The organism is Psychrobacter immobilis, from assembly GCF_904846235.1.
Lineage (GTDB): Bacteria > Pseudomonadota > Gammaproteobacteria > Pseudomonadales > Moraxellaceae > Psychrobacter > Psychrobacter immobilis_C.
In genome coordinates, this window is the sequence record NZ_CAJGZN010000016.1 from 20,921 (window position 1) to 37,700 (window position 16,780).

At 42.5% G+C, this 16,780-nt stretch carries 12 protein-coding genes; 7 read left to right on the top strand and 5 right to left on the bottom strand.

All coding sequences use genetic code 11. The features are described from left to right. The first annotated feature begins 344 nt into the window (after positions 1 to 344). Positions 345 to 1,604 (top strand): NADP-dependent isocitrate dehydrogenase, encoded by a 1,260-nt coding sequence (icd, locus tag JMX07_RS10920; RefSeq protein ID WP_201607937.1) that lies wholly within the window; start codon positions 345 to 347, stop codon positions 1,602 to 1,604. A 233-nt stretch (positions 1,605 to 1,837) separates the two neighbouring features. Here icd and JMX07_RS10925 read toward each other — a convergent pair whose 3' ends face one another. Continuing rightward, the gene (locus JMX07_RS10925; RefSeq protein WP_201607939.1) at positions 1,838 to 4,057 is read right to left on the bottom strand and encodes an NADP-dependent isocitrate dehydrogenase; all 2,220 of its coding nucleotides are present in this window, start codon (positions 4,055 to 4,057) and stop codon (positions 1,838 to 1,840) included. A gap of 607 nt (positions 4,058 to 4,664) precedes the next feature. Here JMX07_RS10925 and JMX07_RS10930 point away from each other — a divergent pair. The 4 genes from JMX07_RS10930 to JMX07_RS10945 all read left to right on the top strand — a co-directional run bounded on the left by JMX07_RS10930 (position 4,665) and on the right by JMX07_RS10945 (position 10,572). Then, entirely contained in the window at positions 4,665 to 6,047 is a 1,383-nt protein-coding gene (locus tag JMX07_RS10930; RefSeq protein ID WP_201607941.1) for a GNAT family N-acetyltransferase, read from the top strand. A gap of 99 nt (positions 6,048 to 6,146) precedes the next feature. After that, a complete protein-coding gene (locus JMX07_RS10935) occupies positions 6,147 to 6,647 on the top strand; it encodes a chorismate--pyruvate lyase family protein (protein ID WP_201607942.1) in 501 nt (166 codons plus the stop codon). Positions 6,648 to 7,198: 551 nt separating this feature from the next. After that, entirely contained in the window at positions 7,199 to 8,455 is a 1,257-nt protein-coding gene (glyA, locus tag JMX07_RS10940; protein WP_057758295.1) for a serine hydroxymethyltransferase, read from the top strand. A gap of 608 nt (positions 8,456 to 9,063) precedes the next feature. Next, on the top strand, positions 9,064 to 10,572 hold the full coding sequence (locus tag JMX07_RS10945) for an alanine/glycine:cation symporter family protein (RefSeq protein ID WP_201607943.1): 1,509 nt from the start codon (positions 9,064 to 9,066) through the stop codon (positions 10,570 to 10,572). Between the two features lie 128 nt (positions 10,573 to 10,700). Here JMX07_RS10945 and gltS read toward each other — a convergent pair whose 3' ends face one another. The 4 genes from gltS to JMX07_RS10965 form a co-directional block, all read right to left on the bottom strand. Further along, positions 10,701 to 11,975 carry a sodium/glutamate symporter gene (gene gltS / locus JMX07_RS10950; protein WP_102078318.1) on the bottom strand — a complete coding sequence of 425 codons (1,275 nt, stop codon included), beginning with the start codon at positions 11,973 to 11,975 and terminating at the stop codon, positions 10,701 to 10,703. A gap of 138 nt (positions 11,976 to 12,113) precedes the next feature. Beyond that, entirely contained in the window at positions 12,114 to 12,518 is a 405-nt protein-coding gene (locus tag JMX07_RS10955) for a barstar family protein (RefSeq protein ID WP_227684796.1), read from the bottom strand. 1 nt (position 12,519) lies between these two features. Next, positions 12,520 to 13,272: a ribonuclease domain-containing protein gene (locus JMX07_RS13705; RefSeq protein WP_201607944.1), complete on the bottom strand. Its 753-nt coding sequence runs from the start codon at positions 13,270 to 13,272 to the stop codon at positions 12,520 to 12,522. Between the two features lie 121 nt (positions 13,273 to 13,393). Then, entirely contained in the window at positions 13,394 to 14,695 is a 1,302-nt protein-coding gene (locus JMX07_RS10965) for a glutamate-5-semialdehyde dehydrogenase (protein WP_201607945.1), read from the bottom strand. Between the two features lie 431 nt (positions 14,696 to 15,126). On the opposite strand from JMX07_RS10965, the gene JMX07_RS10970 reads away from it, so the two are divergent. Beyond that, the gene (locus JMX07_RS10970) at positions 15,127 to 15,432 is read left to right on the top strand and encodes a hypothetical protein (protein ID WP_179799076.1); all 306 of its coding nucleotides are present in this window, start codon (positions 15,127 to 15,129) and stop codon (positions 15,430 to 15,432) included. A 348-nt stretch (positions 15,433 to 15,780) separates the two neighbouring features. Next, on the top strand, positions 15,781 to 16,578 hold the full coding sequence (locus JMX07_RS10975; RefSeq protein ID WP_201607946.1) for an ABC transporter ATP-binding protein: 798 nt from the start codon (positions 15,781 to 15,783) through the stop codon (positions 16,576 to 16,578). The last annotated feature ends 202 nt before the right edge of the window (positions 16,579 to 16,780 follow it).

Here is a 16,780-nt window from a genome sequence, read left to right on the forward strand (position 1 = left end):
TATATCTAATGTGCTGTATGCTACATGACCTGCTACAAAAGTAGGACAGCGCTTGTATAGATTTACTGTTATTCTAATTCCATATTGCAATAGTGGTGTTTATATCTCTAATAGAGAAATATCTACTATCTGCAAGCAACAATTATTGCTTGGGTCTTTATTTTAATTTTTTTAGCTTCGAGCTATTTTTCATATCGTTCAAACCAATGTCGTAAGTGTCGTACTCATAAAAGCTTTGCTTAGCCGATAAGCGCTCAGAGCGTTATAACTATAATAAAACGGTTAGCGTAATAAAGTGTTAAGTTCGCTTGCGACGTCCAACATACAACCAAGGAGTATCATCGATGTCATATGATAAGGTTATCGTGCCAAGAGATGGCGAAAAAGTGACCGTAAACGCGGATCTAACATTAAATGTTCCCAATCATCCGATTATTCCGTTTGTGGAAGGTGATGGAATCGGTGTAGATATCACGCCTGTCATGATAAAAGTAGTCAATGCTGCGGTTGATAAAGCGTATCACGGCAAGAAGTCTATCATTTGGATGGAGACTTATCTTGGTGAAAAAGCAGCGAAAGTATATGATGGCGATTATTTACCAAGCGAGACGTTAGAGATTCTAAAAGACTACGTCATTAGTATCAAGGGTCCATTGACCACACCAGTGGGTGGTGGCTTTAGTTCGTTAAACGTCGCAGTGCGCCAAAACCTCGACCTATACGTATGTCAACGCCCCGTACGTTGGTTTGAGGGCGTACCAAGTCCAGTACAGCATCCAGAGCTAACGAATATGGTTATCTTCCGTGAAAACACAGAAGATATCTACACGGGTATCGAGTGGAAAGCGGGCAGCGATGATGCCAAAAAAATTATCAATTTCTTAAGAGATGAGATGGGTGTGACCAGTATTCGCTTCCCTGAAGACTGCGGCATCGGTATCAAGCCTGTCTCAAAAGAAGGCTCACAACGTCTGGTACGCAAAGCGATTCAGCATGCCATTGATAATGATTTGCCAAATGTGACGCTAGTGCATAAAGGTAACATCATGAAGTTCACTGAAGGCGCATTTAAGGATTGGGGTTATGAGCTAGCGGCAGAGCGTTTTGGTGCAGAGTTATTAGATGGCGGTCCATGGATGACTATGAAAAATCCAAAAACAGGTAATGACATTATTATTAAAGACGTCATCGCTGATGCGTTTTTGCAGCAGATTTTGATGCGTCCTGCAGATTATTCTGTAGTAGCAACGCTCAATCTAAACGGTGACTATATCTCTGATGCATTGGCCGCTGAAGTAGGCGGTATTGGTATCGCACCTGGTGCAAACAAAGGCGGCGCGATTGCTGTTTATGAAGCGACGCACGGTACTGCGCCCAAGTACGCTGGTCAGAATAAAGTAAATCCAGGTTCACTGATATTGTCTGCTGAGATGATGCTTCGTGATATGGGCTGGACGGAAGCAGCTGACCTTGTCATTAGCGGTATCCAAGGAGCGATTGCCAATAAAACAGTCACGTATGATTTTGAGCGTCTGATGCCAGATGCTACCTTATTGAGTACTTCTGAGTTTGGTAAGGCGATTATTAAGCATATGGAAGCCTAAAACTACTTAAACTCTAAGCATTCTATTTTATTACTGTTTATTAAAAGCCACCTGATTATATAGGTGGCTTTTTTTATTTCACTCTTTATAAAGACTTTAGAAAACACAAAAAAACACCTCAACGTTCGAAGACGGTTGAGGTGTTTTTTACTAAGACTTAAACTCGCATAATCGCTTCTGGGTATAAAAACCAAAAGCGATTAGGCTTAATGTCTAAGAGCAGTCGCTTAAAATTATAGCGATGCCAATGTCTCGTTAAACAAAGCGCTTGGACGCATTGCTTTCTTAGCCAATTCTTCATCAGCATAGTAGTAGCCTTTGATGTCTACTGGCTTGCCTTGAGCTTGGTTAAGTTCTTTAACGATGGCTTCTTCGTTCTCTTTTAGCTTTTGCGCAAATGGTGTAAATTGCGCTTTTAGCTCGCTATCTTTATCTTGCGCTGCAAGCTCTTCTGCCCAGTACATTGCTAGATAGAAGTGGCTACCACGGTTGTCGAGCTCGCCAGTTTTACGTGATGGCGACTTATCATTTAGTAGCAGTTTTTCTGTTGCTGTATCTAGCGTGTCTGCCAAGATTTGAGCTTTAGCATTGTTGTCGTTGTTTGCTAGATGCTCTAAAGATACCGTCAATGCCAAGAATTCACCGAGTGAATCCCAACGTAAATGGTTTTCTTCTGTCAGCTGCTCAACGTGCTTCGGTGCAGAGCCACCAGCGCCAGTTTCAAACAAACCGCCGCCTTTCATTAATGGTACAACTGATAGCATCTTAGCACTGGTACCTAGCTCTAGGATAGGGAACAAGTCAGTTAGGTAATCGCGTAGGATGTTACCGGTCGCAGAGATAGTATCTAGACCACGAGCAACACGCTCTAGGGTATAACGCATCGCACGAACCTGAGACATAATCTCGATATGTAAGCCAGTGGTATCATGATCTTTTAGATACGTTCTAACTTTTTTGATTAGCTCGTTTTCATGTGGACGGTATGGGTCTAACCAGAAGATAACAGGCGTATCTGATTCACGAGCACGGCGTACGGCAAGTTTTACCCAGTCTTGGATAGGCTCATCTTTAACCTGACACATGCGCCAGATATCACCTTTCTCAACACGTTTTTCGAGTAATACTTCATCAGTATCAATATCGACGATACGTGCAATACCAGCATCGCTAGACTCAAAAGTCTTGTCGTGCGAGCCATACTCTTCAGCTTTTTGAGCCATTAGGCCAACGTTAGGAACGGTGCCCATTGTTTTTGGATCAAAGTTACCATGCCATTTGCAGAAGTTGATCATTTCTTGGTAAATGCGGGCAAAGGTAGACTCTGGCATCACTGCTTTACAGTCATACATTTTGCCATCAGCACCCCACATTTTACCACCTGAACGAATCATCGCTGGCATAGAAGCATCAACGATTACATCACTTGGTGAATGGAAGTTGGTGATACCTTTTGAAGAGTCGACCATCGCCAGACGTGGGCGATGCTCTTGACACGCATGTAAATCACGCTCAATTTCTTCACGTTTTGAAGCTGGTAGCGTTAAGATCTTGTCGTATAGATCTGCCATACCGTTGTTGACGTTGATACCTAGCTCATCAAAGAATGCGCCATGTTTCTCGAAGGCTTCTTTGTAGTAGATTCTAACTGCATGACCGAAGACGATAGGATGCGAGACCTTCATCATGGTTGCTTTTACGTGCAATGAGAACAAGATACCAGCTTCGCGGCAATCTTCCATTTCACGCTCATAAAACTCTAATAGTGCTTTTTTGCTCATGACCATCAGATCGATGACTTCTTTATCAAGCAAAGCAATTTTAGGCTTTAATACTTTTTGAGTACCGTCATCAAGTAACAACTCCATACGTACTGTACGAGCTTTATCTAATGTCATAGATTGCTCGCCATCGTAGAAGTCGCCGCCATGCATGTGTGATACGTGCGTGCTTGACCATTGCTTCCATTCACCCATAGAGTGTGGATGCTTACGTGCATAGTTTTTGACGGCTTTAGGCGCGCGGCGATCTGAGTTACCTTCACGCAGTACTGGGTTCACTGAACTGCCTAAGCTTTTGCCATAGCGCTTGCGTAGCTCTTTTTCTTCGTCAGTTTGTGGATCTTCTGGGAAGTTAGGGATAGCATAGCCTTTACTCTGTAGCTCTTTGATAGCGGCTTTTAACTGCTGTACAGAAGCACTGATGTTTGGCAGTTTGATGATATTGGTATTTGGATCTTGAGTCAGACGACCTAGCTCAGCTAAGTTGTCAGGAACACGTTGCTCTTCGGTCAAGTATTCAGGGAATTCGGCCAATATACGCGCTGCAACAGAGATGTCGCTGGTTTCAACTTCAACGCCTGCTGTTTTAGTGAATGCTTCGACAATAGGTAAGAACGACAGAGTCGCCAGCGCTGGGGCTTCGTCAGTTTTTGTATAAATAATTTTTGACATTTTAGTTAGATCTTCCTTTAGGCTGTAGTTAATAATAAAGCTCAAATATAGTGTTGGATATGCGTCAATGATACTATGCAATAATCTATGATATGGTTAGAACAAGTACTTCATATGTAGCTTCTTAGAAATTTTTAAGACAGGTCAGACATTTTCTTTTAATAATATTCATGAAAAAAGCATTTAAAGGCAACACGTTAACGGTCGGTGCAAAACTGCCTAAAAGTGAATCACTGACGCTACATTATAATCAATCCACTATAAATCCGATAGGATGTCAATCGTATACCATGAACTAAGTATACTGTTTTAGCTCGTATCCTATGGTTTCGAATTATACTAAGCTAATAACAACCTTATTCTACCAGTCATCGGCTTCGATATCATCTTTTCCATACAACTACTGTTTTTTCATGACGTTTTATATTGATCTTACTGCCCATGAGCGCATTTTTACAAACCACCCGCGTTATCGTTGGTGGTTTTTTATTGGATGCAGATAAGTTTTTGCAAATTGTGACAGCAATGACGTAAAAATTTGCTAGTCTAGGTCATCAATAGATTGGTTATCGATAAATATATCGCGATTATAATAGTGACGGTGAATATGAGTTTAGAGTATGCGCTGATTAATGATACCAGCTGGCAGAGCCAAACAGAGTGGCAGACGCCAGATACCCCTTTTATGTCATTTGCTTTTTGGCAAGCATTGACTGACACCGGAGCAATTGGTGAGCAGGCAGGGTGGCTACCAATATTTATTTTGGTACATCGTGTCACAGGCGCTACTAATAGTGCCGATAGTGAAGATAACACCGATACCTTAGTAGATAGCGCGGCAGAAAATACATTGCAACCTGTGGCTGTCATGCCAGTATTTATAAAAGGTCATCATCGCGGTGAGTTTGTATTTGATCATGCATGGGCTGAAGCTTATGCACGCTATGGCGTTGATTATTATCCGCGATTGGTCACTAGCGCACCGTATACACCGATTACTGGTCAGAGAGTTTGGTTGGCCAAAGGTGAAACCTTGAATGAAGCTATCCTCAAAACGGCCATCGCAGGTATCGATGATATCGCTCAACAAGTGGGCGCCTCAAGCTGGCATGGACTGTTTGTGACACCAGTGCTTGCCTCTATTGCCACTACATCTATGCCAACTGAAATTGATGTAGAGCTTGCCATAGCGTCTCAAGAAAGTGGCGTAGAGTCAGCTGTTATTGAGCTACCGATATTTGAGCGTCAAGGTTGCCAGTTCTTATGGCAAAACAAAGACTTGCTTAATGACCGTAAGCCATTTGTAGATCTTGATGCGTTTTTGATGACCTTAAAAGCCAAAAAGCGCAAAACCATTCGGGCTGAGCGCCGTAAAGTTGCCGAGCAAGGCATTATTTGCCAGCGAAAATGCGGCGATGCTATTAGCGATGCTGATTGGAAGGCTTTTTATCACTGTTATGTGATGACCTATGCAGTACGCGGACAGCAGCCTTATTTGACGATAGATTTTTTTATGGCATTGGCAGTGAGCATGCCTGAGCATATAATGCTTGCGCAAGCACTCGATGCCAGTGGTGATATTATCGCGAGTAGTTTGTTCTTATATGACAGACCTGATAGCGACAATGTTGATAGTGATAAGGCTGATGGCGATAATAATGCTACCTTATATGGTCGTTACTGGGGCGCATTAGGTGAATATGACAGCTTGCATTTTGAGCTATGCTATTACCAAGGTATTGAGTTTGCTATCGAGCAAGGGCTGTTATCCTTCGATCCAGGCACGCAAGGCGAGCATAAGCTGGTACGTGGTTTTATTCCAACGACGACCCATTCTCTCCATCGTATTTATGATCCACGTTTTGTACCGGCGATTGGCGATTTTTGTGTTAGAGATCGTGAGCATATGGCGCAGTATCGTCAGCAGGCCTTTGAGGCTTTGCCTTTTAATGCAGACAATATGCCTGAATTTGATGGCAGTGCTTCATAGCAGTAATTTATAACGGTAGTCAGCTGTGACTAACTTTGCTTTTATTCGTATGTACCTTTTAACTGTTAAATACTCTCTAAAAAATACTAGCCATAAACTATGACCAGCAATTCTTTTAGTTCTACCAATGATCTACCTCCTACTGAACTCATACCTTGGCTAACTGCTGAAGGTTCTCTCACTGCGATATTAGAAGAGAAGGCAGGGCAGCCACTGCGTGTAAAACGCAGCTTTGAGGGCTATCGTTCGCTGACTTTAGGTCAAAAAAAGCAGCTGGGTATAACAGGTGGCATGTTAGGACGACCGATGCTGGCATGGGTACGCGAGGTACAACTCTATGGCTATGATGACGCGCCATGGGTACAAGCCCAAAGTATTTTCCCTCTATATAGTTTGCAAGGTCAAGCACGCCGCCTTCAACAACTCAAAAACACCCCTATCGGCTATGTGCTGTTTAAGCGTTGCCGTACTTTGCCAAATGAGCGTTTTATCAGTCATACCGGTGACGGTTGGCAACGACAAACGCGTTATGACTGGTATGGTCGCACGCTTATGATCAGTGAAACGTTCTTACCTGCGTTTTTAACTAGCGACCTATAAAAATATTACTAGGTTAACCTCGCTTGAGTTATTTAATATACATCTACACTCGGCTGCCTTGTACTACTTTTAAATTGAATCGATTATATCTAGCCACATTTAAAAATATTTTATGCCTAAAACAGCATAAAAGGGCGGGCAAGAGAAAAAGTTCAACGGGTAAATCCTTTATTTTATTGGCTATTTATCTGTGTTATATAGTCATTTAATTCGCTCATCCTAAGGTGAGGTTTTTTTGCGCTCACAGCACAAATTTTCATGTTACACTTAATCTTTCGCGATGATATCGATGCAAATGTACATCGATTTTATTGACGAATCAGTCAAGTTAATAACAGGTCAGTCGCCTGTATTTATTCTTATTTCAATCTTTGCTAATAGACTCCATTCACAATAATGGTCATACCATAAAACAGACTGCAGAAAAACAGCGTGCAGAGGTATCAAGCGTACTTCAGCGACGTTGACGCAGTAGTTGTTTTATTGTGGGCAGGCTATAAGCTTCTTTTCAATGACGTTTTTTAATGACAGTCACTACTTAGGACATCACTATGTTTAAAGATATTTCTATCAAAGATTTTGATCCAGTACTTGCTGAAGCGATGGCCGCAGAAAGCGTTCGTCAAGAAAACCACATCGAGCTTATCGCCTCTGAAAATTACTGCTCACAAGCAGTGATGGAAGCACAAGGTACTGACCTAACCAACAAATACGCAGAAGGCTATCCTGGCAAGCGTTACTATGGTGGTTGTGAGCATGTGGACGTAGTTGAGCAATTGGCTATTGACCGTGCTAAAGAGTTGTTCGGTGCAGAGTACGTCAACGTTCAGCCACATTCTGGTAGCCAAGCAAACTCAGCCGTATTTTTAGCATTGTTAGAGGCAAATGACACGGTACTAGGCATGAGCTTAGACGCTGGTGGTCACTTGACGCATGGCGCACACATCAACTTCTCAGGTTTGAACTACAATGCCGTACAGTACGGATTGGTAGATGGCACTGGCCTTATTGATTATGATCAAGTAGAGAGCTTGGCGCGTGAGCATAAGCCTAAAATGATTATTGCTGGTTTTTCGGCATACTCACAAGTGGTCGATTGGCAGCGTTTCCGTGACATCGCTGACGAAGTAGGCGCATATCTATTGGTTGATATGGCTCACGTTGCAGGCCTAGTTGCTGGCGGTGTTTATCCAAACCCAGTACCTTTTGCTGATGTGGTTACGACGACGACGCACAAAACCCTACGTGGCCCACGCTCAGGTATGATTTTGGCACGTGATGAAGTACTGGCTAAAAAGCTAAACTCAGCTGTATTCCCAGGCAACCAAGGTGGCCCGTTGATGCATGTTATCGCTGCAAAAGCGGTTTGCTTTAAAGAAGCGTTAGAAGATAACTTCAAAACGTATCAGCAGCAAGTAGTGAAAAATGCGCAAGCGATGGCAAAAGTGGTTCAAGAGCGCGGCTATGAAGTCATCTCTGGTGGTACTGAAAACCATCTAATGCTGATCAGCCTCGTTAAGCAAGAAATGACGGGTAAAGAAGCAGACAAATGGCTTGGTGAAGCACACATCACTGTCAACAAAAATGCTGTACCAAACGATCCAAAATCACCATTCGTGACTTCTGGTATCCGTATCGGTACGCCAGCTATTACTACTCGCGGTTTCAACGAAGCACAAGCGGGTGAATTGGCAGGTTGGATCTGTGACGTACTAGACAGTCGCGGTGATGAAGCGGTTGCTACTGAAGTACGCGCTAAAGTAGAAGCTATTTGTGCAGAATTACCAGTCTATGCTAAAAATCAGTAAACTTTAGAATGGTAATAAAAAAACCGCTAAGCTTTTGCTTAGCGGTTTTTTTGTTATTGCTCTTTATAAATATTAGAGCATTTAACGCAAAACTATATTGGTATTGCTATTTAGCTCTTTTTAATTATATTTCAGTCTGTTATTTAACCTGAAGATTACTACCGACATTTTTTGATAAATGTAGTGAGCTTGATTGAGTTTCGCTATTAGTTTTAATAAGCTAAGTTGATGTTTAATTAAGAAAAATGTGTAAATCTCTTTGTTTATACAAAAATATTAGTATATAGTCAGTATTGAACATTTAGTAATAATACTAATACAAATTATAATAAATAGTTACACTTTGTATTAGGGCGTGTCTTCATTTCAAAAATGGTGATAAAAATGAGGTAAATTGCCGTCAAACAAGAAAAATAGCGCAGATAATATCGGGATATTAAACAGCTATTTGACGATGTTTGGCAAGATTTAGCCATTTTTAGCCCATTTAGATGACTATCGGGTGAATTGAAGACACGCCTTAGTATCGCTGTAATTGATTGAATAATTATATAAATGTTATTTTCACTAAAGGGATTTACATGAAAAAATAATCTTTAGTTGCAACGATGCTATTACTCAGCACGACTCTTGCGCAAGCAGCAGAACAATCAGGTTTAGCAGCATTTGGAGCAGGTCTCGATGGCTTTATGGCCAATATATTTGGCTGGTTCGTCGACCTTATTTTCTTTTCAGTACCTCTTGGGGATGTCAGCTTCCCGCTCATTGTAGGTTGGTTATTAGTTGCCGCACTCGTATTCACCTTTTACTTTGGATTTATTCAGTTTCGCCAAATAGGCTTGTCTCTAGATATTGTCAGAGGCAAATATACCGATCCCAATCCTGCTAACAAAGAAGAAGGCGAGGTCAGCCATTTTCAAGCTTTAGCTACTGCGTTATCAGGTACTGTTGGTCTTGGTAATATTGCAGGCGTTGGTGCAGCACTTGCTATTGGTGGACCTGGTGCTACCTTTTGGATGATTATGGTCGGCCTATTCGGTATGGCGACTAAGTTTGTAGAATGTACGCTAGGTGTCAAATACCGTACGGTACTACCATCTGGCGTCGTATCAGGTGGCCCTATGTACTACCTAAGCCGCGGTATGGCTGAACGTGGTATGGGCGGATTAGGTAAGTTTCTGGCTGTTGGTTTTGCACTTATGTGTATATTGGCGACCTTTGGTGCCGGTAACATGTTCCAGGGTAACCAAGCCTTTGCAGTCATGAGCTCTACTTTTAGCATTCCAACAGAGTACAGTTTATTCTTTGGTATTAGTTTGGCTGTTTTAGTTGGTATGGTTATCATCGGTGGTATGCCGCGCATTGCAACCGTTACCGAAAAAGTCGTACCCTTTATGGCCTTGTTATACATTACTATGGCGGTAATCGTATTAGTTGCTAACTTTAATCTTATTGGTGCCGCATTCGGTGAGATTTTCACAGGTGCCTTCACAGGTGCAGGCGTAGCTGGTGGCTTTATTGGCGCACTTATTAAAGGTTTAAAACGTGCGACTTTCTCTAACGAAGCCGGTGTTGGTTCAGCCGCTATTGCTCACTCAGCAGTAAAAACCAAAGAGCCTGCTACGGAAGGTTTAGTCGCTTTGCTTGAGCCTTTTATTGATACGGTTGTTATCTGTACCATGACGGCGCTGGTTATTACTATCTCTGGGGTAAACACTGTCGCAAACTTACAAACCCAAGCGCTTACTGGTGTGGATCTAACCCGTGCAGCCTTCATGGAAACGGCGCCTATCTTCCAGTATTTCCTAGCTGTCGCGGTATTGTTGTTTGCTTTCTCAACGATGATTTCATGGTCATATTATGGTCTAAAAGCTTGGACTTACCTCTTTAGTGAAGGTAAAGGCGGCGAGATGATATACAAACTGATCTTCTTAATCTTCGTTGTTATCGGTACCATCGTACAGTTCAGCTTCGTTATCGACTTCTCAGATGCGGCTCTGTTCGCTATGGCGATCTTCAACATCATCGGTCTATACTTCTTGATGCCAATTGTGAAAAGAGAAGTTAATTCTTTCATAGCTCGTGTGAAAAGTGGTGAAATTAAAAAGTATAAATAATAGGTTTGATTGAACATTCTATTATAACTTGATAATTAAAAAAGCCCGCCAAGATGAGTCTTGGCGGGCTTTTCGATGGCTAGTATTTGCTAGATGGCTATTAAGTTTTGATCTGTGACAGCATCAGTCTACATAAACGGCAACTTCGTAAAAATCTGCAATATCGTAGCATTAACGATATCAACAAAGAACGCACCAACCATTGGCACGATTAGGAATGCTTTAGGTGAAGGCAGATAGCGATCAGTGACTGCCTGCATATTTGCAATCGCTGTAGGTGTTGCACCCATACCAAAACCACAATGACCCGCTGATAATACAGCTGCGTCGTAGTCTTTACCCATAATTTTAAAGGTAATGAGGTAAACGTAGATAATCATAATGATGGTCTGTACAACCAATATAATTAGTACAGGGCCTGCCAAATCGGTCAATTGCCAAAGTTTTAAAGATAACAATGCCATCGCTAAAAATAGACTTAAAGAGGCATTACCAAGTACATCAATTGAGCGGTCAAACATATCAAAATTGAAGACCATCGTCAGCACATTGCGAATGATGACGCCGCCTGCCAGTGCCCATACAAACGTCGGTAACTCAAACCATGTACCTTCAGCAACTATGGCCATCACATCGGCAAAAGCCAAAGCACCTGCGAATAGTGCCAAAGTCTCGATAGTAGAAGAAGCGGTGATAAAGCGCATGCTATCAGGTCTTTCAAAGATATCTTTATTACTACCTGCAGACTCCTCATCGTGTTTGGTGCTATATAACGACTGTGCACCAGCAACTTTTTCGATATCGCTAGGATCAGGGTTGGCTGGTGTTGGTTTTAGGCCAAGTCGATTAATCAAGCGACGAGCAACAGGACCGCCAACGATACCACCTGCGACCAAACCATAAGTAGCAACCGCGATACCCAATGTCGTCGCACCGACCACGCCGTAGTCTTGTTCTAACGTAATGCCCCAAGCGCCTGCTGTACCGTGACCACCCGTTAGAGCGATAGAACCTGTTACCAGACCGAGCAAAGGATCAAGTCCCAATGCACTTGCCATGGCCACACCAACGACATCCTGCAATACAATAAACACTGAAACAACGATGGTAAAAATCAGTAATGGTGTGCCGCCTGCTTTTAATCGACTAAAATCAGCGCTCAGACCGATGGACGCAAAGAACATCAACATAGTGGCGGTCTGTAGTCCTTGATGAAAGTTAAAACTATATCCCCAAACCATATTGAGAGCATAGACAACAATCGCCGCGACCAAACCACCAGCAACCGGTTCTGGGATATTAAAGTCTTCTAAAAACTTGACTCGTCGCACCAAAAACCGCCCAAGAAGCAGTACTAGGGTGGCCAATATCAGGGTGTAATAACCGTTTAAGGTAATCTCCATAGGTTAATCCTTTCTATAAAATAAATTAACCTGAATTCGGGATAAATATGGCTTTATCTCGAATTCAGGTTTCTATGATGACGAATAATTATCGGTGACTATCGGCGGTCAAGCTTGCAATATATAGGCTTTTAATGACTAAGTTTCTAACGCATAAACTTCATCCTCAGATGGCACGATGATCCACAATTGTGGTTTGCCAAATTCTCTAAAGGCATCCTCAATCATGCTTTTAAAGACATTGAAGTCCTCAGTGTTTATCTTCTTGACGTCTGTTAAATCAAGCCTTAAATGAATTGCCTCACTGTCTGTTAGACAATCCCATGCACTGTCCCAGTTGTGTGAAAAATAACTAGGAAAGTCACAGGCCTTGGCCAAACTCGTCAATAGCTCAGTTTTCTCGAGCGTGTCACCTACGGCTATAGTAACAGCCTGCGCAGGAATGCTAGTACCCAGTGCTGTACCGTTTTGGTTAATGTGGTCTTGATTCACGTGGCTTTGATTAACGTAGTGGATGGCTTGGTTCATACTTTCTTTTGTCATATTAAGGCACCTGTAGTCTTTGGAAACTATCATAGTGATCGACAGTCAAGTAATAGACAGTAGGTGGGTTGCCACCTGTGACGATACGCCGTGCGCCGCGATGAGAGACACCAGGGGTGGGCACGGTATATTCGCGATAGTAGCCTTGTGACTGGGCGGGTAGTCTGCCTTCACGGTTATAAAACGTCGTGCCATCTTTATTTGGGTAAGGAAACGGGCCGCCTTGCTGAATAAGCGCAATCGTATTATCGACCTGTGCATCACCTGTTATACCAGCACTGGCGACTTGGCTCGTATTATTAGTGACGTCCTGCGATACCGTTGTCGACTCGATGTTATCAGCAAGCAATGTCGAATTTAAATCGCCAAAGAAATAGAAAGCGACGGCGATTATGGCGATGAGGCTAAAAAGCGTAGAGCCTAAGCTTCTTTTATTGGGTTTGCTATTTTGACTGCTACGATTTGAGTTACGAGTGCGTTGATTGCTATTTCTATTAGCATTAGTAGGGGTATAGCTTGGAACATCTGATACAGTATCTTGGTCAAGGCTCAATGAAGACGAGGTCACTTCAGTGGCTCTCAATTGGTTTTTGTCGTTACGGCCACTGTTAAAGTAGACACTTTGACCAACCGTTATAGGCTTCGCCAGTCGTGCTTTGCTAATATGAAAGAATACATCTTCACTTTGATTATCTACATCGATAAAGCCATAGCCTTTATCTTCATTCCAGTGCTTAATCTTGCCACTTTGCATGGTCGTACCGCTCCCTATAATTTAAATGCTTTGACTAAAATATTTATGATTTAAACGAAGAAACGCCAGCATAATTGCTGACGTTTCTGATTACTCGTTTTGATAGTCGATGCTAGTATGATTAAGCACGAGTTTCGCCATGACCATAAACAATCCATTTCTGTGAAGTCAGACCTTCGAGACCGACAGGGCCGCGCGCATGGATTTTGTCCGTTGAAATACCAATTTCAGCACCGAGACCGTATTCAAAACCATCAGCAAAACGGCTAGAAGCGTTAATCATCACGCTGGCCGAGTCCACTTCACGAATGAAGCGCTGTGATTTGGTATAGTTATCAGTGATGATAACATCGGTATGATGACTGCCGTGCGTATTGATATGCTCAATCGCTTCATCAATACCTGAGACCACTTTTACCGCTAGGATAGGAGCTAAATATTCAGTATCCCAATCCTCAGAGGTGGCAGCTGATAGATGACCTTTAAGCTTAGCATTCTCATTTAGGATAGCTTGTGATTTGTCATCAAGGCGTAGTTGCATTGCGTCATCAGCCGCGACGATGGCCTCTGCTATTTTAGGTAATAGCTCATTAGCGACTGCTTCATCGACCAGTAGCGTTTCCATCGTATTACAAGTGCCGTAGCGATGCGTTTTGGCATTGACACTGACCTTAATCGCAATCTCAGGATCTGCATCACTATCGATAAAGGTATGGCAATTACCATCTAAATGCTTGATCACAGGGACTTTGGCATCGTTGCTGATACGCGCAATCAGACCTTTACCACCACGTGGCACGATGACATCGACATATTCAGTCATAGTAATCAGCTCACCAACGGCTGCACGATCGGTCGTCTGTAGCACTTGCACGCTATGTTCCGATAGATCAGTATGGCTAAGTCCTCTGATGATGCATTTAGCAATGGCTTGGTTAGATTCAAATGCCTCAGAACCGCCACGTAAGATAATAGCATTGCCTGATTTGAGCGCCAGTGAGGCAGCTTCTAATGTTACATTAGGGCGCGACTCATAAATCATACCAACCACACCGAGTGGCACCCGCATTTTGCCCAGATGAATACCCGATGGCTGATAAGTCATGTCAGTGACTTCACCGATTGGATCAGGAAGGCCAGCGACGTCTTTAAGACCTTGTAGCATACCGTTAAAACGTGCTTCGTTTAGCTCCAAGCGATCGAGGAGGGCACTATCAAGATTGTTTTTTTGACCGTTGTCCATATCGATTTTATTGGCAGCCAAGATGTCTTGTTTGGCATTGACCAGCTCATCATGAATGGCCAAGAGTGCTGAGTTTTTATCGCCAGTGTTGGCAGCAGCGAGCGCGCGAGAAGCAGCTCTTGCTTGCTTGCCGACAGACTGCATATAGGTCGTAATATCCGTAGTATTCGATTGACTCATAAATTATTTTCCTTATGTGATACAGGTTTTTTATAACTAAAAGCGCCAAATTTTATATAGGTAAAAGTACCTAAAAAGGCGAAAAATGTCGCAAAAAAAGAAGTTTTGAATGCCTACTGAAATAGCGATAGGTCATTATGCTATTTAACATAGAGCAGATTGGAACGATAGTAAAGATGATTTTGTGAACAGAATCCGCTTTACAGCGCTCTTGTAGGGGTTTATTTAAAACAATTTAACTCATGCTAAGCAGTATTTATTTAAGATAAGCGCGTTATCAGTACTACACTATATCTTTACGTGTTTTTAACAGAATTGCGCTGTAAATACTAAGGTAGCTGCGAGATATCCTCAGTATAGTAAGCATTAAAACAGCAAGGCTATCAGTAGATAGTACTTAATCTTATTATGATGAATGATGGAGAACGAACATGGCTACGAAAAATACAACTTATAAAAACTGGTTAACGGTTGGCTTGGTAGCAGGCGCTTTAGCATTAGGCGCTTGTAGCAAAAAAGATGACACACCGATGGAGACTGAAGCTGATACTACTGTAGATGCTCAAACCTCTGTAGAAGAAAGTGCGACAGCGAGCGACAATGATGATGTGGCCGTGGCTAGTGCCGATGATGAGGGTATGGACGTTACCAATAACGATGATGTGGCAGTGGCGACAGCAGAAGATGCGGATATGATGGACGGTACTGAAGATTCAGAACATGTATCGACGTACTAATTGCATACTATAGAATGCACTAGCTACATATTAAATGTACTAAGCACATACTATAAATAGGCAGTTATCAGATAACACAACGCCTCGTATTCTAAAGTGATAAAATAAAGCCCAGAGCGATAAATGCAGTCTGGGCTTTTTTGTATTCGTAGTTTGTTAGAAGCTGATTAACCCGTTGGTTAAATACAATATTTGCCTTTTTACTGCGTAATAAGAGACAATATGGCATTTTTCTCTTTGCCTCATCAGGCATATTACGATAATGCATCTAGATGCTTGTACTATATATAGATATAGCTCTTATTTTATTCGTGTTTTCACTCATATTTATTGGAAGTCTGCTGAACCATGCTTGATACTGCAAAAAACCCGACTCGGCCTATCGCCCTAGACTTACAAGACATCCATAAAAGCTACGGCTCATTAGAGGTATTAAAAGGGGTGTCCCTGACTGCCTATGATGGCGATGTTATCTCTATTTTGGGCTCATCTGGCTCAGGTAAGTCGACGTTGCTGCGTTGTATTAATCTTCTAGAAAATCCCAATCATGGTCGTATCTTGATCGGTAACGAAGAGCTGATGCTAAAGCCTGCTAAATCAGGTGAGTTACAAGCAGCAGACGTGAAGCAGCTAGAAAGCCTGCGCGCTCGTGTGGGGTTTGTCTTTCAGAACTTCAACCTGTGGCCGCATAAGACAATTCTACAAAACATCATCGAAGGGCCAACGCAGGTCTTAAAGGTTAAAAAAGACCAAGCAATTAGTGATGCAGAAAAGCTGCTTGATAAAGTCGGTCTGCTCGACAAAAAAGACGCTTATCCTGCGAACTTATCTGGTGGTCAGCGTCAGCGTGTTGCTATCGCCCGTGCGCTTGCTATGCAGCCACAAGTCCTATTATTTGATGAACCAACCTCTGCACTAGATCCTGAACTGGTCAACGAAGTGCTTGCAGTAATGCGAGAGCTAGCAGAAGAGGGGCGTACGATGCTTATCGTTACTCACGAAATGCGCTTTGCCCGTGAAGTATCAAGCAAAGTCGTCTTTTTACATCAAGGTGTGGTCGAAGAGATTGGCACACCTGAGCAAGTCTTTGATAACCCTACCTCTGAGCGCGTTAAGGACTTTATGGCATCTCACCGTCCTACTTAGTTATTAGTTTTTGCCTAGTACCATGTCTAATACAGATGGTGGCAACACGCTTGCCACCATTTGCCCTGCCAAACGTTAAATCACTGTAACGTAACCATTGTTGACTGTTTATTGCCCGATGATAACTATGAGTATGCAAAACGTTTGTTTTTGATATTTTACTCAGGTATTATCAAAAGGTTTATAGGCCGTCACGTCTCGT